This is a genomic window from Kitasatospora sp. UYEF31, assembly GCF_057291755.1.
On the sequence record NZ_JBXAWK010000086.1, the window covers coordinates 1 to 19707 of the forward strand.

General features: G+C 67.7%; 14 protein-coding genes, 1 pseudogene and 1 riboswitch. Of the genes and pseudogenes, 6 read left to right on the forward strand and 9 right to left on the reverse strand.

All coding sequences use genetic code 11. The annotated features are described in order from the left end of the window. Positions 1–379 precede the first annotated feature (379 nt). From AC0Z36_RS27490 to AC0Z36_RS27505, 4 genes are all read right to left on the reverse strand, one after another. On the reverse strand, positions 380–2110 hold the full coding sequence (locus tag AC0Z36_RS27490; RefSeq protein WP_485465769.1) for a GAF domain-containing sensor histidine kinase: 1731 nt from the start codon (positions 2108–2110) through the stop codon (positions 380–382). Between the two features lie 69 nt (positions 2111–2179). Then, positions 2180–5659, reverse strand: a complete 3480-nt coding sequence (gene cydD, locus AC0Z36_RS27495; protein WP_485465770.1) for a thiol reductant ABC exporter subunit CydD — start codon at positions 5657–5659, stop codon at positions 2180–2182. Beyond that, complete coding sequence (cydB, locus tag AC0Z36_RS27500; protein ID WP_485465771.1) at positions 5656–6696, reverse strand: cytochrome d ubiquinol oxidase subunit II; 1041 nt, start codon at positions 6694–6696, stop codon at positions 5656–5658. Before cydB ends, cydD begins: the two co-directional genes overlap by 4 nt. 29 nt (positions 6697–6725) lie before the next feature. Then, complete coding sequence (locus tag AC0Z36_RS27505) at positions 6726–8192, reverse strand: cytochrome ubiquinol oxidase subunit I (protein ID WP_485465772.1); 1467 nt, start codon at positions 8190–8192, stop codon at positions 6726–6728. Between the two features lie 322 nt (positions 8193–8514). Here AC0Z36_RS27505 and AC0Z36_RS27510 point away from each other — a divergent pair, with 322 nt between their 5' ends. After that, the gene (locus tag AC0Z36_RS27510) at positions 8515–8721 is read left to right on the forward strand and encodes a hypothetical protein (RefSeq protein ID WP_485465773.1); all 207 of its coding nucleotides are present in this window, start codon (positions 8515–8517) and stop codon (positions 8719–8721) included. Between the two features lie 178 nt (positions 8722–8899). Here AC0Z36_RS27510 and hisC read toward each other — a convergent pair whose 3' ends face one another. Then, positions 8900–9976, reverse strand: coding sequence for a histidinol-phosphate transaminase (gene hisC / locus AC0Z36_RS27515; RefSeq protein WP_485465774.1), 1077 nt, complete (start codon positions 9974–9976; stop codon positions 8900–8902). A 177-nt stretch (positions 9977–10153) separates the two neighbouring features. Between hisC and AC0Z36_RS27520 the strand changes: the two are divergent. Both AC0Z36_RS27520 and AC0Z36_RS27525 read left to right on the forward strand, forming a co-directional pair. Next, positions 10154–10687 (forward strand): annotated as a pseudogene (locus tag AC0Z36_RS27520) (LacI family DNA-binding transcriptional regulator); the annotation flags it as partial. A gap of 594 nt (positions 10688–11281) precedes the next feature. Continuing rightward, positions 11282–12187 (forward strand): metallophosphoesterase family protein, encoded by a 906-nt coding sequence (locus AC0Z36_RS27525; RefSeq protein ID WP_485465775.1) that lies wholly within the window; start codon positions 11282–11284, stop codon positions 12185–12187. Between the two features lie 24 nt (positions 12188–12211). Here the strand turns inward: AC0Z36_RS27525 and AC0Z36_RS27530 are convergent, their stop codons facing one another. Further along, the gene (locus AC0Z36_RS27530; protein ID WP_485465776.1) at positions 12212–12442 is read right to left on the reverse strand and encodes a hypothetical protein; all 231 of its coding nucleotides are present in this window, start codon (positions 12440–12442) and stop codon (positions 12212–12214) included. A gap of 9 nt (positions 12443–12451) precedes the next feature. After that, the gene (locus AC0Z36_RS27535) at positions 12452–12760 is read right to left on the reverse strand and encodes a hypothetical protein (RefSeq protein WP_485465777.1); all 309 of its coding nucleotides are present in this window, start codon (positions 12758–12760) and stop codon (positions 12452–12454) included. Positions 12761–13087: 327 nt separating this feature from the next. Here AC0Z36_RS27535 and AC0Z36_RS27540 point away from each other — a divergent pair, with 327 nt between their 5' ends. Further along, a complete protein-coding gene (locus AC0Z36_RS27540) occupies positions 13088–13762 on the forward strand; it encodes a hypothetical protein (protein ID WP_485465778.1) in 675 nt (224 codons plus the stop codon). A gap of 159 nt (positions 13763–13921) precedes the next feature. Here AC0Z36_RS27540 and thiC read toward each other — a convergent pair whose 3' ends face one another. Next, on the reverse strand, positions 13922–15664 hold the full coding sequence (thiC, locus tag AC0Z36_RS27545) for a phosphomethylpyrimidine synthase ThiC (RefSeq protein WP_485465779.1): 1743 nt from the start codon (positions 15662–15664) through the stop codon (positions 13922–13924). Next, positions 15657–15767, reverse strand: a riboswitch (TPP riboswitch). (Overlaps the previous gene by 8 nt.) A gap of 142 nt (positions 15768–15909) precedes the next feature. Between thiC and AC0Z36_RS27550 the strand changes: the two genes are divergently transcribed. Together AC0Z36_RS27550 and AC0Z36_RS27555 are read left to right on the forward strand one after the other, a co-directional pair. After that, on the forward strand, positions 15910–16110 hold the full coding sequence (locus AC0Z36_RS27550) for a hypothetical protein (RefSeq protein WP_485465782.1): 201 nt from the start codon (positions 15910–15912) through the stop codon (positions 16108–16110). Between the two features lie 159 nt (positions 16111–16269). Beyond that, a complete protein-coding gene (locus AC0Z36_RS27555; RefSeq protein WP_485465780.1) occupies positions 16270–17631 on the forward strand; it encodes a flotillin family protein in 1362 nt (453 codons plus the stop codon). Positions 17632–18100: 469 nt separating this feature from the next. Here the strand turns inward: AC0Z36_RS27555 and AC0Z36_RS27560 are convergent, their stop codons facing one another. Further along, entirely contained in the window at positions 18101–19063 is a 963-nt protein-coding gene (locus AC0Z36_RS27560; RefSeq protein ID WP_485465781.1) for a BRO family protein, read from the reverse strand. Between the last annotated feature and the right edge of the window lie 644 nt (positions 19064–19707).

A 19707-nucleotide genomic window follows, 5' to 3' on the forward strand; every position in this document is an offset into this window, starting at 1 on the left:
GCCTCATGGCGGTGCGGCTGGGACGCCCGCGCGTCGCCCGGAAAAGCCGCGTCCTCCGGACGCGCTCCCTCGCTGCGCTCGGCCGCCTCATGGCGGTGCGGCTGGGACGCCCGCGCGTCGCCCGGAAAAGCCGCGTCCTCCGGACGCGCTCCCTCGCTGCGCTCGGCCGCCTCATGGCGATGCGGCTGGGACGCCCGCGCGTCGCCCGGAAAAGCCGCGTCCTCCGGACGCGCTCCCTCGCTGCGCTCGGCCGCCTCATGGCGATGCGGCTGGGACGCCCGCGCGTCGCCCGGAAAAGCCGCGTCCTCCGGACGCGCTCCCTCGCTGCGCTCGGCCGCCTCATGGCGGTGCGGCTGGGACGCCCGCGCTTGGAGCCGGGCTAAACAGGCACAGTCCACGTCAGGACAGTCCCCATCCCGTTCGCCCCCCGCTCGATGCTCGCCTCGCCGCCCAGTTCCCTGGCCCGGTCGCCGACGTTGCCCAGGCCGCTGCGCCGGGTCGTGTCGGAGATGCCGACCCCGTCGTCCACCACCCGCAGGACCAGTTTGTCGGTCACCGAGACTGATACCTCCGCCCGGGACGCCTGCGCGTGCCGGGCGACGTTGGACAGTGCCTCCCGCAGCACCGGCAGCAGCTGTTCGACGACCTCTTCGGGCGTACGGGAGTCCACCGCGCCGGTGAACATCACCGACGGTTCGAAGCCGAGCACACGCGCCGAGTCGGTGGCTTCCCGCAGCACTCGGGCCCGTACGCCGATCGGGGTCTCGTCCGGGGGCTGTTGCAACTGGAAGATCGTGCTGCGCACCTCGCGGATGGTCGCGTCCAGTTCGTCCACCGCCTGGTTCAGCCGGCGGACCACCTCGGGGACGGCCGCGAGGCGGGCCGCGCTCTGGAGCATCATCCCGGTGCCGAACAGCCGCTGGATGACCAGGTCGTGCAGGTCCCGGGCGATCCGCTCGCGGTCCTCGAACACTGCCAGGCGTTCGCGGTCCCGCTGTGCCCCGGCGAGCACCAGGGCCAGCGCGGCCTGCCCGGCGAACGCCTCGGCCATCGCCCGTTCGGTGTCGGTGAACGGCTCCCCGCCGGGTTTCTTGTCCAGTTCCAGGGCGCCGAGGACCTTGCCGTTGGCCTCCAGTGGGACGAACAGGCTCGGGCCGAACACCCGGGTCTGTTCGAGCATGATGTAGGTCTCGCTGCCCAGGTCCTCGGTGTACATGCTGCTGCCGCCGGAGATCACCTTCGCCAGTGGGGAGCCTGCGGTGACGACTGTGCCGTGCAGCTTTGCCAGGTCGTTCCCGTCGGTGATCTCGACCTGGTACGAACCGTCGGTCTGGGGCAGGAACATCGCCGCGAAGTCCGCTTCGGCCAGGCCGCGGGCCCGTTGGGTGAGTACCGTCAGCGCTTCGTGCGGGTCTTCGGCGGCCAGCAGCGTGGTGGTGACCTCCGCCGAGCCGCGGATCCACTGTTCGCGGCGCTGTGCGGCCTCGTACAGGCGCGCGTTCTCGATCGCCACCCCCGCTGCGGCGGCCAGCGCCCGCAGGACCTTCTTGTCCTCCGCGGTGAAACCGGTCGGGTTGCGCTTCTCCGTCAGGTAGAGGTTGCCGAACACCTCCCCGCGCACCCTGATCGGCAGTCCGACGAAGGAGTGCATCGGCGGGTGGTTGGGCGGGAAGCCGTACGACGCGGAGTGCTGGGTGAGGTCCGCCAGGATCAGCGGCTCCGGATCGTCGATCAGGAGTCCGAGGATGCCGCGCCCGTGCGGCAGGTCGCCGATCTCCGCGGTCGCCTCTTCGCTGACCCCGACGGTGATGAAGTCGGACAGTGTGGTGCGGTCGGAGCCGACCACGCCGAGTGCGCCGTACCGCGCGTCGACCAGGTCGACGGCCACTTCGACGATGCGGACGAGGGTGCTGTGCAGGTCGAGGTCCGCGCCCACCGCGACGACCGCTTCGAGCAGGCCCTGCAGCCGGTCGTTGGCCGACGCGGCGCTCTCCAGGCGGTCGACGACCTCGGTCACGAGGTCGTCGAGCCCCAGCGCGGCCAGTTCGGGGATGCGGTCGGGTCGGTTTTTCCGGCTGTTCGTTCCGACCTGGTCGGCATCGTCCACCATGTGGGAGATCCTACGTGGACATTTAGCTTCAAACAGGTTGAGATAGCCGCGAATCGTCCATTCGCCTGCTTACTGCTGCCCCGTCGCCACCTGGAGCTCCTGTCCGTACAACTCCTTGAACGTCCCCTGCGCCGCCACGAGCTCCGCCCAGGTTCCGCGTTGCGCGATCCGGCCGTGCTCCAGGACCACGATCTCGTCGACCGCGTCCAGGCCGGTGAGCCGGTGGGTGACCAGGAGTGTCGTGCGTCCCTCGGTCGCCGCGAGCAGGTCCGCGGTGAGCGCGTCGGCGGTCGGCAGGTCCAGGTGCTCGGCCGGTTCGTCCAGGAGCAGGATCGGGAAGTCCGCGAGCAGGACGCGGGCCACCGCGAGCCGCTGCCGCTGCCCGCCGGACAGCCGCGCGCCCAGTTCGCCGACCATCGTGTCGAGCCCGTCCGGCAGCGCGTCCACCCAGTCGAGGAGCCTGGCCCGGCGCAGGGCGTCGCGCAGTTCGTCCTCGGTACACCCGGGCCGCGCGAGGCGCACGTTCTCCCGTACGGAACTGTCGAAGATGTGCGCGTCCTGCGCGCACAGCCCGACGACGGTCCTGACCGCGTCCCCGTCGAGGTCGGTCAGCGGGGTGCCGTTCAGCGTGACGCTGCCGGCGAGCGGGTCGAGGAAGCGCAGCAGTACGGAGGTCAGCGTCGTCTTGCCGGCTCCCGAAGGGCCGATCACCGCGATGCGCTTCCCTGGGGTGAGGTCAAGGTCAAGACCGTCGATCGCGTACGGTCCGCTCGCGGTCCAGGACGCTTTCAGGTCCTTGATTTCGAGAGCGTACGGAGCCACTGGAAGTTCCGCGGGCCGCGCGGGCTCCCGCACTGGCTCGGGCGCGTCCACAACTTCGAACACCCGCGCGGCCGCGGTCCGGGAACGGTCGAGGTGCCGCCCGGCGGACGGCAGCACGGCGGTGGCCTCGAATGCGGCCAGCGGGGTCAGGATGATGAGCGCGAGCAGCACCCCGTTGAGCCGCCCGTCGTGGACTGCGGCAACGCCGACCAGCGCGGAGACAGTGACGACCGCACCGGTGACCACAGCAACGAGACCCGCGCCGAGCCCCGCACCGCGCGACTGTCCGGCTTCCGTACGGCGGAGCAGTGTGTCGGTTTCGGCCAGTGCTGCCAGTCGCTGCGGGCCGGCGCCCGCGGCGATGATCTCCGGCGCTCCGCGCAGCAGATCGACAGTCGCCGTGGCCATCGCACCACGCACAGCGGCAATACGCCGTTCAGCGTTCCGGGCAACTCGTGCGGCAAGCCAAGGAACGAAGATCCCCGCAGCGAACAGCCCGGCCAGCAGGACCAGTCCGGCTTCCGGGAGCAGCACGCCGACAGTGACCACCGCACCCGCGCCGACCACTGCCGCGACCGCCGCCGGAAGCAGTGCGCGCAGGTAGAAGTCCTGCACCGCGTCCACGTCGGCGACCAGGCGGGACAGCAGGTCACCGCGCCGGAAAGCGGGCAGTCCGGTCGGGGCGAGGCGTTCCAGCCGGGTGTACACCCGGACCCGCAGGTCGGCGAGGATCCGGAACGCCGCGTCGTGCGAGACGAGTCGTTCGACGTAGCGGAACACCGCGCGGGAGATGCCGAACGTCCGGACCGCTGTCACCGCGACCATCAAGTGCAGCACTGGGGGGTGCTGCGACGCCCGGGAGATGAGCCACGCGGACGTCGCCATGAGCCCGACCGACGACCCCAGCGCGAGCGCGCCGAGGAACACCGCGAGCACCAGCCGGGACCGCACCGGTTCGGCCAACCCGAGCAACCGCCGGGTGACGCCCCCCGTCACCTCTGGTTGACCATGGGGTTCCGGTGACACGAAGTCGGACGAACCGGGCACACGTTCCGCAGCATCCCCAGGGTCAGCAACGCGCACCCGGGCAACCGGCGCTGGCAGACTCCCCATCCGCACTACCCGGTCAGCGACCGCGAGCAGCGCCGGCCGGTGCGCGACCAGCAGCACCGTGCGGTCCCGGGCCAACCGGCGGACCGCCTCGACCACCGCGCCCTCAGCAGCGCCGTCCAGGTTCGCGGTCGGCTCGTCAAGCAGCACGACCGGCCGGTCGGCGAGGAACGCCCGCGCCAGTGCAAGACGCTGACGCTGCCCGGCGGACAACCCGGAGCCGTCCTCGCCGATCAGCGCGTCAAGACCACCTGCGGTCTCCACGAACGCGGATGCGTTCGCTTCGCTCAGGGCCTTCCGTACGTCATCGTCCGAAGCGTCAGGACGACCCAGCCGGACGTTCTCGACGATGCTCCCGGCGAACAGGTGGGGTCGCTGCGGAACCCAGGAGACGCGGGCCCGCCAGGCGTCCTGGCTGAGGTCGGCGAGGTCGGTTCCGCCCACCGTGACCTGGCCGCCAGTCGGACGGACAAAGCCGAGGAGTACGGAGATCAGCGTCGATTTGCCGACCCCGCTGGGGCCGACTACCGCGACTGTCTCACCGGGCTGAACAGTGAGCGAGAAGTCGTCGAGAACGGCTTCCGTACGGCCTTCATGACGAACCGTCACGCCAGCGAGCCGGATCGGACCGTCCTGCGGGGACCCGGTGCCCGACGGAGGTGTTTCAGCCTCCAGGACGGCGAAGACCTGCTCTGCGGCGGAGACTCCTTCAACGGCCGCGTGATACTCCGCGCCGACCTGGCGGAGCGGCAGGTAGACCTCAGGGGCCAGGATCAGCACCACCAGCGCGGTGTAGAGGTCGATGTTCCCGTCGACGAGGCGCAGCCCCACACCGACCGCGACGAGTGCGACCGAGATCGTGGCCAACAACTCAAGCGCGAACGACGACAGGAACGCGACCCGGAGCGTCTTCAGCGTGGCGGTCCGGTAGTCGTCGGTGATCTTCTTGATCTGTCCGGCCTGTGTTTTCGCGCGGCCGAAGACTTTGAGCGTCGGCAGCCCGGCGACCACGTCGAGGAAGTGCCCGGACAGTCGTTGCAGGGTGGACCACTGCGTGTCGGTGTACTTCTGGGTGGCCATCCCGATCAGTGCCATGAACAGCGGGATCAGCGGCAGCGTGATCGCGATGGTGACTGCGGACAGCCAGTCGCCGAGGAGGATCCGGAAGCCGACCGCGACCGGCACGACCACCGCGAGCACCAGTTGCGGCAGGTAGCGGGCGAAGTAGCCGTCGAGTGCGTCGATCCCGCGGGTGATCAGCGTGGTGAGCGAGCCTGAGCGTTCGCTGGTGAGCCACTGCGGCCCGAGTTCGAGCACCTTGGCCAGCAGCTTCGAGCGCAGTTGCGACTTCACCGCCGCCGAGGTGCGGTGCGCCGCCGTCTCGGTCAGGTAGGACACCGCCGCCCGGCCGAGGGTCACCCCGACGAGCCACAGGAGCTGCGGCTTGACCTCCGACACCCCCGCGCCGTGCTGGAACGTGTCCACGATGATGCGGGCGAGCAGCGTCGCCTGGGCGATCACCAGCCCCGCGCCGACCGCCCCCAGGAGGACGGTCAGCGCGAGGAACCCCCGCGTGGCGCGGGCGTACGACAACAGCCTGGGGTCGACGGGCTTCATGTCGTTAGGTCCTGCTTCCCCGCGCCGTGCGGCACAGCGGTCGGGATGTTCTGCACGCCGATGCGCTTGCGGAACACCCAGTAGGTCCAGCCCTGGTAGATCAGTACGACCGGAGTCATGATGACCGCGACCCACGTCAGGATCTTCAGCGTGTACGCGGTCGCCGCCGCGTTGGACGCGGTGAGGTTGAACGCCGGGTCGATCGTGGACGGCATGACGTTCGGGAACATCGTCAGGAACCACATCGCCACCAGCGCGGCCACGGCCACACCCGAATAGGCGAACACCCAGCCTTCGCGCCGGAGACGGTTCAGCGCCTGCGCGCCGATCAGCACGATGATCGCGACGACCATCGCCACAAAGCTCTTGGTGTTCCCGTGCTCGGCCTGGGTCCAGACGAGGAACCCGGCGACCAGCGCGGTGGTGACCCAGCCGAGCCGGGCGACCAGTTTGTTCGCCCGGTCGCGGACACCGCCGACCGTCTTCAGCGCGACAAAGGCGGCACCGTGGAAGGTGAACAGCGCGACGGTGACAAGACCACCGAGCAGGGCGTACGGGCTCAGCAGATCGCCGAGGTTCCCGACAAATTCCTTGTGCTGGTCGACCGGCACACCGCGGACGAGGTTCGCGAAGACCAGACCCCAGAGGAACGCCGGGGTCAGCGACCCCCAGAAGATCGCATGCTCCCAGTTGCGCTTCCACCGCACGCTGTCCTTCTTCACGCGGTACTCGAACGCGACCGCGCGCAGGATCAGCGACACCAGGATGAGCAGGAGCAGCAGGTAGAACCCGCTGAACAAGGTGGCGTACCACTCCGGGAAGGCAGCGAACATCGCGCCTGCCGCAGTGATCATCCATACCTCGTTACCGTCCCAGACCGGCCCGATGGTGTTGATCAGGACACGCCGCTCGGTCTCGTTGCCCTTCTGCGGGATGACCTTGGTGAGGATGCCGACGCCGAAGTCGAAACCTTCGAGGAAGAAGTACCCGGTCCACAGGACCGCGATGAGGATGAACCAGACCGTGGTGAGTTCCATGACCGTCCCGCCTTTCTGTGAACTGGGATCTAGTACGCGAAGGCGAGCGGGGCGTCGTCGTCCGGCTCGGGCTTGTCGCCGTCGGGACTGTCGCCGTCGGGCTTGGGCGGCTTCACGGGCTTGACCGGCTCGGGCCCGGCCTGCACATAGCGGCGCAGGAGCCCGAACTCGACGACCGCGAGCACTCCGTACAGGAGGGTGAACACGGTCAGCGAGGTCACGACTTCGGCCATGGAGACACCGGGCGACACCGCGTCCTCGGTCTGCATCACGCCGAAGACCACCCAGGGCTGACGGCCCATCTCGGTGAAGATCCAACCGAAGGAGTTCCCGGCGATCGGGAAGGCCATGGTCCAGATCGCAGCCCGCCAGATCCACTTGTTGGTGGGCCAGCCCTTCCTCTCCAGGGCCTTCTTGCGGGTCAGCCACAGGCCGAGCAGCGCGATGGCGGCGGACGTCATGCCCACGCCGATCATCAGCCGGAAGCCCCAGTAGGTGACGAAGATGTTCGGCCGGTAGTCGCCCGGGCCGTACTTGGCCTCCATCTGGTGCTGGAGGTCGTTGATGCCCGGAAGTTCGGCGTTGAGGTCGCTCTTGGCGAGGAACGACAGCGCGCCGGGCACCTCGATGGCGACCTTGTTGTGGCCCTTGTTGACGTCGCCGTAGCTGAAGACCGAGAAGGGCGCGGGTTTTGAGGTCTCCCACAGCGCTTCGGCACTGGCCATCTTCATCGGCTGCTGCTCGTACATCAGCTTGCCCTGCATGTCACCGGTGATGGCCAGACCGGCACCGGAGAACACCGCCACCCACAGGCCGAGCCGCAGGCACGGCTTGAAGACCTCGATGTTGCTGCCCTTGCGCAGGTGCCAGCAGCTGATGCCGATGATGAACGCGCCGGCGGTCAGGAAGGCCGCGGGGATGATGTGCAGGAAGGCGGCGACCGCGGTGTTGTTGGTGATCACCGCGATGAAGTCGGTGAGCTCGGCGCGGCCGGTCTCCGGGTTGAGCTTGTAGCCGACCGGGTGCTGCATCCAGGAGTTGGCGGCCAGGATGAAGTACGCGGAGAGGAACGTGCCGATCGCGGCGATCCAGATCGTCGCCAGGTGGATCTTCTTCGGCAGCTTGTCCCAGCCGAAGATCCACAGACCGAGGAACGTCGACTCCATGAAGAACGCGAGCAGCGCCTCGATGGCCAGTGGTGCGCCGAAGACGTCACCGACGAAGCGTGAGTAATCCGACCAGTTCATCCCGAACTGGAACTCCTGCACGATGCCGGTGACCAGACCCATCGCGAAGTTGATCAGGAAGAGCTTGCCCCAGAATTTGGTGGCCCTGAGGTAGTGCTCCTTACCTGTGCGCAACCAGGCCGTCTGCAGACACGCCACCAGGACCGAGAGCCCCATGGTGAGCGGGATGAAGAGGAAGTGGTAGACGGTCGTAATGCCGAACTGCCAGCGGGAAATGTCCAGTTGGTCAAGCGCGAGTGTGCTGTCCACGGCGGTTTACCTCCGCACAGGCGATCGGCGGTGCAGGGCCGACGGAACGGCCCAAACTTTGTGCATTCATTCACAAGGTCGAGCTTGTGCATCCGTTCACAAACTCTACAAGGGGGGTCGCGGACCTGTTCGCGGGGGTGCCGCAGGGTACTGAGCGAGGCCCCACTGGAGCACAGTCCGGCCATTTGCGTGCACTTTGCCCAATTTTCATGTCGTACACGCCTTATGCGGCTTTAGCTCCCACTATGGAGTCAGGGATACAACAGGCCCCCGTACCCTCGGGGCAAGGCCGAACCCGGCCGGCACGACGAAGGGACCCAGCATGGGCAACGGTGACCGCACCAGCAACGCCGTCGAAGACCCCACGGCCACGGCCGAGGAGAAGACCGGCGAGGTGACCGAAGACAAGGACCTCCAGGCGAAGAGCGAGGCCGACGCGGCCGCCGCGAAGGCCAAGGACCTCGCTGAGGAAGCCCGACTGAAGGCGAACGCGGCCATCAACAAGATCAAGAGCGCGATGAAGCGCTGAGCTTGAGCACAAGACGCCCGGGACCGCGGATGGACGCGGTCCCGGGCGTGCTGTGTTGTGAGGGCTCGTGCGGGCCCCAGGGGCCACCCAGGGGTGTGCGCACACAGACCAGTGCCGCACACAGACCACTGCCGACCGGCCCCGCCCCGGCCCGGTCGGCAGTGGTCTCTCACCGCTGTCAGAACTGCGAAGCCACCTTCAGGAAGATGTCGTTCGCCTCGACCTCGCCGATCGTCACGCGCACGCCTTCGCCCGCGAACGGCCGTACGGTCACCCCCGCCGCACCGGCGGCAGCAGCGAACTCCGACGTCCGTTCACCCAACGGCAGCCACACGAAGTTGGCTTCGGTGTCCGGGACTTCGAGTCCGTAGGAGCGCAGTGCCGCGACCAGGCGGGCCCGCTCGACGACCAACGTCTCGACGCGGTCCATGAGTTCGCCCTCGGCCCGCAGCGACGCGACGGCCGCGTCCTGCGCGATACGGCTGACGCCGAACGGCACGGCCGTCTTGCGCAGCGCCTCGGCCACCGGCTCGTGCGCGATCGCGAAGCCCACCCGCAGGCCAGCCAGGCCGTACGCCTTGGAGAAGGTGCGCAGCACCGCCACGTTCAGGCGGTCCCGGTAGAGCTCGACGCCGTCGGGCACGTCCGCGTCCCGCAGGAACTCGCGGTACGCCTCGTCGATGACCACCAGGACGTCGGACGGCACCGCGGCCAGGAACCGCTCCAGCTCCGCGCGGTGCACGACGGTCCCGGTGGGGTTGTTCGGGTTGCAGATCAGGATCATGCGGGTGCGGTCGGTGACGGCCGCGAGCATCGCGTCCAGGTCGTGCGCGTGGCCTTCGGTCAACGGCACCGGTACGGGGGTGGCGCCGGACACCTGGACGACGATCGGGTAGGCCTCGAAGGACCGCCACGCGTAGATGATCTCGTCACCCGGGCCGCTGGTGGCCTGGACGAGCTGCTGGAGCACGCCGACCGAGCCGGTGCCGGTTGCCACGTGCTCCACGGGGACGTCGAATCGGGCGGCGATCTCGGCGTGCAGTTCGACGCAGGCCATGTCCGGGTAGCGGTTGACGTCGGCCGCGGCCTCGGCGATGGCCTTCGCGACGCTGGGCAGCGGCGGGTAGGGGTTCTCGTTGGAGGAGAGCTTGAACGACGGTCCCGCGGTCCCGGCCGCCGGTTTGCCCGGCTTGTACACCGGCACCGTCTCCAGTGCCGATCGCAGCTTGGGGCCGGGGTTGTTCTGTGCCGTCACCGTTTCTCACTCCTTCAAGTTCACACGTGCACGTTCGTACGTTCGACCACCTGTGCGGCCTGCGGGACCGGTCTCCTGGAGAACCCCCGTCAATCGCAACTTTAGGAGCCCGGTCAACCCCGTTGCGTCCCCGGGCCCGCACGCCAGGTATGCGGTAAACCGTTTCTTCGTAAAGGAATGTCATCTCGACTTCCCAGGGCCATCCGGGTGCCTAGTGTCATAGCGGTGACCGCCATCTCTTCCCCCCGCACCAGCGTCGAGCCCACTCCGTCCCAACCTGCCCGAGTGGGCATCCGAGACGTGGCCGCAGCCGCGGGCGTCTCCATCACCACCGTGTCCGACGCGCTCAACGGCAAGGGGCGACTGCCCGACGGCACCCGTCACCATGTCCGCGAGGTCGCCGACCGGCTCGGCTACCGCCCATCAGCCGCGGCGCGGACCCTGCGCACCGGCAGGTCCGGGTTGCTCGGCCTCACTTCCGCCGGAGCGGCCGAGCCGCACACCGCCACCGGCACGGCCTGGTTCGCCCCGCTGGTCCAGGCGGCCACCGCCTCCGCACTCGACCACGGTTACGCACTTGTGGTGCTGCCCGCCAGCTCCCGGCACGACGTGTGGGGCAATGTGACCCTTGACGGGGTCGTGGTGGTCGATCCGGCCGTCGGCGATCCGATGGCCGCCGAGCTGGCCAAGGGCGGCACAGCGGTGGTCAGCATCCACACCGGGGCCCAACGTCAGAAGACCTTCGGGCGTACGGATGACAAGCCCGCGAGGGAGTCGGCCGCCGGTCCGTCACCGGACGGCCTCCGCGGTTCCGTCGGGCCGACCACCAGACCGGCGCTACGCCCCGGGGCGGTCGGAGCACAGGCCGTGGACCTACTGGTCGAGATGATCGAGAACCGTGCCGTCGGCGACGCGGGGCGTGTTCCGGCACAGCGCAGCACACCCGTCCGACTGTCGATGGACACCTCGGCCTGACTCATCACCGACGACTACCCTGCGTCACCACACGGCCACCGATCAGGCCGGACGGGCGATCCGGCACGCGTGGCCCGTTCCGCAGAGGAGCGGCACAGGATACGGTCGCTGGAAGTAGAGCCGGTCCCCGACCACTCGAACAACCACCCAGGTCACCGAACGTACGGTCGAAGGTCCTGCCGGACACACACCGTGACGCCCAGTCGGCCTGAACCGCCAGACCCGAACCACCCGACCCGGTCCGTCCAGTGAGCCTGACCGTCCGCCGGGCCCAGGGCCGCCGCGGACCGGACCTTCGAGGGGCAGGGGACGCAAGCGAAAGGACCCGCCGTGACCGCCAACCCGGGTGCGCCGGACCTTGAGGCCACCGCCCAGGTCCAGCCGCTGTTCGTCGTGGGTGATGTGCACGGCCACCTGGCCGAGCTCCAGGCCGCCCTGCGTGCCCAGGGGCTGATCGGCGACGACAACCGCTGGACCGGCGGCGACGCACGCCTGTGGTTCCTCGGTGACTTCACCGACCGGGGCCCGGACGGCATCGGCGTCATCGACCTGGCCATGCGCCTGTCCGAGGAGGCCGCAGAAACCGGCGGCAGCGCCCGGACGCTGCTCGGCAACCACGAGATCCTGCTGCTCGGCGTCTACCACGTGCCCGACCACGCGGTGCCGGTGATGGGCGGGCCCACCACCTTCCGGGAGATCTGGCTGCGCAACGGCGGCCGGGTCAGTGACCTGGAACGGCTCACCGACGAGCACAGCGCGTGGCTGTGCGCCCAGCCGGTCGCCGCCCGGGTGGACGACTACTTGCTGATGCACTCGGACACCGCCGCGTACCTCGAATACGGCAACACAGTCGAGGAGATCGACGGCCGGATCACCGACATCCTGCGCGAGCCGAACGCCGACACCTGGTGGATCCTCTTCCGCGACCTGACCCGCCGCGGCGCCTTCGGCGGCGAAGTCGGCCCGCTGGCTGCGAACGACGTCCTCGGCCAGCTCGGCGGCCAGGTGATCGTGCACGGCCACACCCCGATCCCCTACCAGACCGGAGCCGACCCGACCACGATCGTCGAGCCCCGCGTCTACGCCGACGGCCATGCCATCAACCTCGACGGCGGCATCTACCTCGGCGGGCGGTGCCTGGTGACGCAGCTCCCCCTCCCGAAATCCCCGAAGCCGGTCCCGGACCGCAGCAGCGAGGACACGATAGGGATGATCTACGGCCTGGACGACGAGTAACCGCTCCGTTCTCCGGACGGAGGGCTACCCGCCCCCTTCCTTCAGGCTCGCGTGCACCTCGAAGACAGACAACCGCCCATAAGCGATGTAGTCGACCAGTCGCCGCCACTCGAAGCCGGGCACTCTCAAGTCCAGCTCGTTGAGGGTCAGGTACTGAGCGCATACGGCAGCGGCGAAGCGGCCGTTGGAGTGCTCCAAGCACCGGAAGTCGCACGAGAGTGTGCAGAAGTGCGGCGGCACGGGCTCACACTCCACCGCTTTCACTCACCTCAGCCCCATCCGGATCTGGCCGGGTGTGGGGTCGATCTTCGCGTCGACGGTGTCGAATGCATCGCCCCACGAGCGGACCAGTTCACCAACGGCCTCGCCGAACCGGCGGGCCTCATGATCCACGTCAGCCGCCGCGGTCTGACGCAGGTAGGTGTTGGCAGACAGCCCCAGCTCGGCCGCACGACGCTTGACCGCAACGAGGCGGGTACCCAGGCCGATCGCGATCAGCGACAGCTCGGGGTGCCGGCTGAGGTGGTTCCCCACCACCGTGCAGTCGGTGGTGTGCTTCGACCGGACGTGCACGACGCCGCTCTTCGTGTGGTCGGAACTTGCCTGACTTGCGCTACTCAGTGCTTTCGGACGTGCCGCACTGCACTGCCGCCCACCGGGGCGCACTAACGCACGCCGCTGCGCGAGCTGCGAAAACATCGCACCACCGCAGGTGGAAGCCTTGCACCCACAAGGGATCGCCGAACGTGACCAGACCATGACCGACATAGAGGGAAATGCCACCTGCGTACGGCCTCACCTGCTCGTATCATCAGGAGGTATCCGCTCTCCGCCGCCGTATACGGGACAATCGGTGCCGGGTACCTACGCTGCGGGCGCGGTCGCCTCCGGGGGGCCCTCATGTACGACGAGTTCACCACTCCACGTTCAGGTCCGTTCCACTCCGACGAGCACCGCCGCCAGTACGAGAAGATCGTGGACTCGGCGCTGCACCGCGAGGACACGATCGCCGCCCTCGACGCCAACCCGCACGTCAATCCCGAACAACTGCGCACCGCGCTCCTCACCGCCGCCCCCGCGATCACCGCCGCCGCCGCGATCGAGTACGAGGCCTACGACCGCGCTGAGCACCTGCTCCCCACGGAGCGCCCGGCCGAACTGGCCGCCGCGCTAGAGCTCCAGGCCGCGAACGCCGCCGAAGGCGCCGGCTGGTTCCCCCTGGGCACCGCACTGGCCTTCATCGTCGCCGGGTTCGCCGCCCTGCTCTTCCTGACCATCGGCTACGTGATCCCGCTGGTCTTCCACAACGACACGTCGATGCACCCGATGCAGCTCGTCGGGTGGTTCGCCCTGGCGGCAGCCGCGCTAGTCGCGGCGGTCGGTGGCCTGGCGGTCCTCATGGCGGCCCGCCGCAACCGCGACGTCCCCGCCGTGGTGGCCGAGGAGGTCCTCCGCACCCGCCAGGCCTGGCGGGACGCCGTGCTGGAGCGGGGGGTCCTCCCGTTCATCTGGAACCGCCTCCGCGGCTCTCCACGGGAAGACGAACCACGCTTCCCCATGCACAGCAACGAATAGTCCCAAAAGTAAGATTCCCGGGTATTTCAGAAGCTGTTTTCAGCTTCTGAAATACACCGGGATCTTCAGTACACCGGTCAGCCCGTTGCGGGTAGAACGATGAGCGCGATGCTGTTCAGACAGTGCGCCGTTCACACACCGCGCCGTTCAGACAGTGCGTCAGTCAGCGGCCAGCGGCAGGTACACCCGGCCGCCCGCAGCCGCGAACTCGTCGGACTTCTCCTTCATACCCGCCGCGATCGCCTCCGCGGTCTCCAGGCCGTGCTCGGCGGCGTACACCCGGATGTCAGCCGAGATCCGCATCGAACAGAATTTCGGACCGCACATCGAGCAGAAGTGCGCCGTCTTCGCCGGGGCGGCCGGCAGCGTCGCGTCGTGGAACGCCCGCGCGGTATCCGGGTCGAGGGCCAGGTCGAACTGGTCCTGCCAGCGGAACTCGAACCTGGCGTCGGACAGGGCGTCGTCCCACTGCTGCGCGGTCGGGTGGCCCTTGGCGAGGTCCGCCGCGTGTGCGGCGATCTTGTACGCGATGACTCCGGCCTTGACGTCGTCGCGGTCGGGCAGACCCAGGTGCTCCTTGGGCGTGACGTAGCAGAGCATCGCGGTGCCCCACATCCCGATCATCGCCGCGCCGATGGCGCTGGTGATGTGGTCGTAGCCGGGCGCGATGTCCGTGGTCAGCGGGCCGAGCGTGTAGAACGGCGCCTGGTCGCAGATCTCCTGCTGGCGGTCGATGTTCTCTTTGATCTTGTGCATCGGAACGTGCCCGGGGCCTTCGATCATCACCTGCACGTCCATGCTCCGGGAGATCCGGCCGAGCTCGCCGAGGGTCTGGAGTTCCGCGAACTGCGCCTCGTCGTTGGCGTCGTGGATCGACCCGGGACGCAGGCCGTCGCCGAGCGAGTAGGTGATGTCGTACGCCCGGAGGATCTCCGTCAGTTCCTCGAACTTCGTGTAGAGGAAGTTCTCCTGATGGTGCGCCAGGCACCAAGCCGCCATGATCGAACCGCCGCGCGAGACGATGCCGGTCTTGCGCTTGGCGGTCATCGGAACGTACGCGAGGCGCACCCCCGCGTGCACAGTCATGTAGTCGACGCCCTGTTCGGCCTGCTCGATCACAGTGTCGCGGTAAAGCTCCCAGGTCAGCTCCTCGGGTGCCCCGTCAACCTTCTCCAACGCCTGGTAGAGCGGCACCGTACCGATCGGCACCGGAGAGTTGCGGATGATCCACTCGCGGGTGGTGTGGATGTCCTTGCCGGTCGACAAGTCCATCACGTTGTCAGCGCCCCAGCGGGTCGCCCACACCATCTTCTCCACCTCCTCCTCGATCGAGGAGGTCACGGCGGAGTTGCCGATGTTGGCGTTGATCTTCACCAGGAAGTCCTTGCCGATGATCATCGGCTCGATCTCCGGGTGGTTGATATTGGCCGGGATGACCGCCCGGCCTTCGGCAACAGCCGCACGTACGATCTCAGGGTCAAGACCCTCACGGATCGCCACGAACTCCATCTCGGTGGTGACCAAACCCCTTCGCGCGTAGGCGAGTTGGGTCACGGTCTGACCACTCGCAGCGCGCCGCGGCCGGATTCCCACGCCCGGGCCGTCGGGCGCGGTAAGCGCCGCGATCACGCCGTCGTACCGCTCAGTGTCCGCACGCTCGTCGATCCACCGCTCGCGCAGCGGCGGCAGGCCCTTCTTCACGTCGGGCGTGAAGTTCGGGTCGGTGTACGGGCCGGAAGTGTCGTACAGCCGCACCGAACTGTCGTCGGACAGGTGCACGGTCCGGACGGGAACGCGGATGTCCTCGCGCGAACCCTCGACGTAGCCCTTGTGGTGCGCGGGACTGATCGGCCCGATGCTGAGCGGCCGCACCGGGGCAGACTTCTGCTGATTGATCGTCATTGGAAAAGCTCCCTACGCCGGCATTACCCGGTCAGGTTCATGCGGTCGACGCAGACGTCAGCGCCCTCTCAGCCCGGTGTCCCGAGCTCCCGCGTGGTTCCAGAAGTACAACGGCAACAGCGTGGCACATCCCGGGCTGAGGAGACAGGGCGGGTACGGAACGCTCCGAGTGTGGGGCGCGTTCCACGTGAAACATCCAAGTCAGCGGCGTACGGGCCACCCTGCACAATGTCCGCATGACAGAGATGACGGGACTTCGCGGCAGAGTCACCGGCCGGATCGCACCAGGGCTGGTGGGCGAGGTCATGATCTCCGTGCGCGGCGGCAGCGAGGGCTTCTACGCGTACGCGGTGATCCCAGGAGAGGTCTTCGAAAACGGCATGCTTGTTGTAGTTGTGGAGCACCTGCCACCCAGGACGGTGTACGTGGCCGACGCCTTGGGCTGACCTTCCGATGAGGGACTTCCGTCTTCTTTCCTCAGTCAGGTAGCGAATCCGCCAAGCCCCTTGGCCGCAGGTCATCACGGGGGGCACAATCGCGATCACGCCGCCACGTCACGGACGCATCTGGTGCAGCCCTGCGGCGTACCACTAGGGGGACGGCCGATGACTATCGGCTTGATCGTCGGAGTATTTGTTGTACTCCTCCTGATCATCATCATTTTCAAACTCATGTGGCGGGTCGCCGAACCCAACGAGGCGTTGCTGATCTCCGGATCACGCAACCGCGCCGAAGGGGTCGTCGAGGGGATGGGTTTCCGGATCGTCACCGGTCGCGGCACCTTCGTGATCCCGGGCGTCCAAGCAGTCCGCAAGCTGTCACTCGACCTGAACGCCGCGGACCTCGCGGTGGACTGTGTCACCAAGCAGGGCATCCCGATCCATCTGCGCGGCATCGTGATCTTCAAAGTCGGCGACGACTTGGCCTCGATCGCCAACGCCGCCCGACGCTTCCTCGACCAGCAGAAGCACATGCCCGACCGGGTGCACAACGTCTTCGCCGGGCACCTGCGCTCGATCGTCGGCGGGCTGACCGTCGAAGAGCTGATCCGCGAGCGGGAGCGGCTCACCGAACAGACCCGGGCTTCCTGCGGCACCGAGATGGAGAAGCTCGGGCTAATCATCGACAGCCTGCAGATCCAGGAGATCCTGGACGCCACCGGCTACATCCAGAACCTGGCCGCACCGCACGCCGCAGCCGTACAGCGGGACGCCCGCATCGCCGCCGCCAACGCGGACCGGGACGCCACCGAAGCCGAGCAGGCAGCAGCCGGCCGCAAGGCCGAAGCCACCCGCAACAGCGAGATCCTGCAGGCCGGCTACCAGGCCGAACGGGACGAAGCCGCAGCCAAGGCCACCCAGGCCGGGCCGCTGTCTGAGGCCACCGCGCGCCAGCAGGTCATCGTGCAGCAGACGAAGGCCGCGACGCTTGAAGCCGAACGCCGCGAGCAGCAACTGCAAGCAGACGTCCGCAAACCAGCCGACGCCGAGGCCTACCGCCAGCGCACGCTGGCCCTGTCCGACGCCGACGCCTTCCGCCTGCGCGGACAGGCCGAAGCGGACGCCGCACAGGCCCGCGGCCTGGCCGAGGCGGAGTCGGTGAAGGCCAAGGGTCTCGCCGAGGCCGAGGCCATCAAGGCGCGCGCCTCCGCCCTGGCGGAGAATCAGGAAGCCGTCATCGCCCAACAGTTGGCGGAGAACTGGCCGGAGATCGTCCGTGCCGGAGCCGAGGCGTTCGGCAACATCGAGCACATGGTGGTGCTCAACGGCGCCGACGGCATGGGAGACATGCTCGGCAAGGCGTTGACTATGGGCGGTACGGGTCTGGGACTGGCCAGGCAGCTCCTTTCGTCGATGTCTCCGAACGGCACCGCATCGTCGGATGGTTCCGCGACCGGCAAACCGAAGACACCGGTGAAGAGCTCGGTGATTCCGGTCCAGTCGGCGGACGAGGAATCCCGGCTCTGATCAACCGACTCCTGATCAACCGACTTCTGAACAACCGACTTCTGAACAACCGACTTCTGAACAACCGACTTCTGAACAACCGGTGGCGACCGTATTTCGGCACGGTCGTCACCGGTTTTTCCGTGAGGTCAGTTCTCCCGGAACCACTCCGCGGGCATGCCCATCTCCAGGAACCGGCGGGGGGGGCTTCGTCCCAGCCGAGCGGGGCGCGCGTCATCAGCTTGCGCAACCCCGCAAGGTTGATCATCGTCATCGGCCGCCCGTCGGCGTCGAAGAAGAGCCGCGTCTCGACACCGGCGGCGGTGGCGATTGCCTTGGCATCGGCGTCGTTCAGTTCGGGCACAGCGCGCTCCTGATCCCGACCGGACCGAAATCCCGTTCGGTCTAAGGACTTTGACTGCTGCGGGGTTCCGTACGAGCCGACCCGTTGACGGGGGAAGAACAGATCGGCCCGCACGGACGAAGGGGCCTACAAAGCCCAGCGCAGGACTTCCTCAGTGACGCCGTACTTGAACGCCAGACGCGGGATGGAGTACCCGCCGCGGTACAGCCGCCGACACTCGTCGAGGCGATCGGGCGCGATGCCCGGCCCGTTGACGCGCGGTCCCGTCATCGACCTGGGCACCGACGCGGGCATCGGCGGCGCGGCCAGGTTCACGAACGCCTTGGTGATGGCCTCCCAGGCATGGGCGTGCCGGTCGGCACCGGCTTCGAGGTGCGCGAAGCGGGGAGTGAAGCCGTCGAGCACGTGCTCGATCCGCACGAAGCGCGGCTCATTGCGGCTGAGGGTGGTCTCGACGCGGGTGAAGCGGCCGGTGAGCTTCCGCTCGGCGGATTCGATGTCCGCGAGGCGGTCTTCGATCCGGGCGATTGCGCCTTCGATTCCGTTCAGCCGGGTTATCACCGCCGCTTCGATCCGGTCCAACCGGACGGTGATCTCCTGGCGGATCTCCACGAGGTCGGCGCCCGGGGTGGTGGGCTGGACCTCGTAGCGGCCGGTCTTGCGAATCGACGGGAGCACCTCGTGGGTGACCCAGCGCTGAAAGACCTTCGCCTCCGGCTTGTCACTGCGGAGGACCATCTTGTAGAAACCAGACTCGCTGATGAACAGCCTGTTGGGGTTCCCCCGTCGGCGAGCAACAGCCCCGAATAGGGGGGCATCAGATGCCCCCCTATTCCCCTGACCTGCGAGAACCGAGCTGTGAATGACCCTTTTTTCGTCGTCATCGAGCTTGCGCCCCGCCGACTTGGGGTCTCGCAGCGAGAGCGCGCCACATGTGTCGTCGTGGCTGATCCAGATCTCGTCGTCCAGCAGAACCGTCTCAAGGTGCGTTCCTGCGCGGAAGGTGAAGACCTGTCGCGCGGCGAACACACTGCTGGTGCTCTCGAGTTCGGTCGGGCATCCTGTGCCCGAGGGATCGGTCGGTTGCATCGGCCATTCCTTCCAGTCGACCGTTGCTAGAACAGCGGTCTGACCTCACGGCGGTCGCCCTTTCACTGCGGGCGGCCGCCGTCTTTCCGCTACCGAACGTAGCGACTCATGCCCGATTTGGTGAGCCATTTAAGCGAAAATCTGCTCAATTCATGCTTTTGAGTGAACATTTAGACGTTGGACGTTCATTGTTCGCCTGAAGCGGAATTTCTGCGCTCCAGGATCATGGGATTCAGCGGGCTCGCATGCGCTATCCACAGCGCTGTCCACAGGCCCCGGAGACTGCCCACACAAGCGTGTGGGCTCGGACCAGGAAGCCCAACTCCGCCGAAATCGGGTTCTTTTCTCACACCCTATTCGTCTCACCAGCACCACCCATCGCGCTGCGCTCAAGGGTGTAACCGTTGGTTACAGCCTTACCTCTGAGCTGCGGGAACGTGAAACATGTGCTGCAGTTCTTAGCCTCCGGCTGTCTGGCCGATCGGGAATACCCTGCTGTTTCAACAGGGAAATACGTTGCCCACCCCAAGCACAGCAAAGCCCGGCACGCCCCCTCCCAGGGGCCCACCGGGCCGTACCAAAACCCCACCCGCAGCCTCAGGCCGCCAACCGCACCGTCAGCACCCTGTCGATCAGCACAAGAA

Bases quoted from the DNA above. Each gene is read 5' to 3' on its own strand.
- AC0Z36_RS27555 (WP_485465780.1), top strand. From the start codon at position 16,270: ATGACTATCGGCTTGATCGTCGGAGTATTTGTTGTACTCCTCCTGATC.
- AC0Z36_RS27540 (WP_485465778.1), top strand. From the start codon at position 13,088: ATGTACGACGAGTTCACCACTCCACGTTCAGGTCCGTTCCACTCCGAC.
- AC0Z36_RS27510 (WP_485465773.1), top strand. From the start codon at position 8,515: ATGGGCAACGGTGACCGCACCAGCAACGCCGTCGAAGACCCCACGGCC.
- cydB (WP_485465771.1), bottom strand. From the start codon at position 6,696: ATGGAACTCACCACGGTCTGGTTCATCCTCATCGCGGTCCTGTGGACC.
- cydD (WP_485465770.1), bottom strand. From the start codon at position 5,659: ATGAAGCCCGTCGACCCCAGGCTGTTGTCGTACGCCCGCGCCACGCGG.
- thiC (WP_485465779.1), bottom strand. From the start codon at position 15,664: ATGACGATCAATCAGCAGAAGTCTGCCCCGGTGCGGCCGCTCAGCATC.
- AC0Z36_RS27550 (WP_485465782.1), top strand. From the start codon at position 15,910: ATGACGGGACTTCGCGGCAGAGTCACCGGCCGGATCGCACCAGGGCTG.
- AC0Z36_RS27490 (WP_485465769.1), bottom strand. From the start codon at position 2,110: ATGGTGGACGATGCCGACCAGGTCGGAACGAACAGCCGGAAAAACCGA.
- AC0Z36_RS27560 (WP_485465781.1), bottom strand. From the start codon at position 19,063: ATGCAACCGACCGATCCCTCGGGCACAGGATGCCCGACCGAACTCGAG.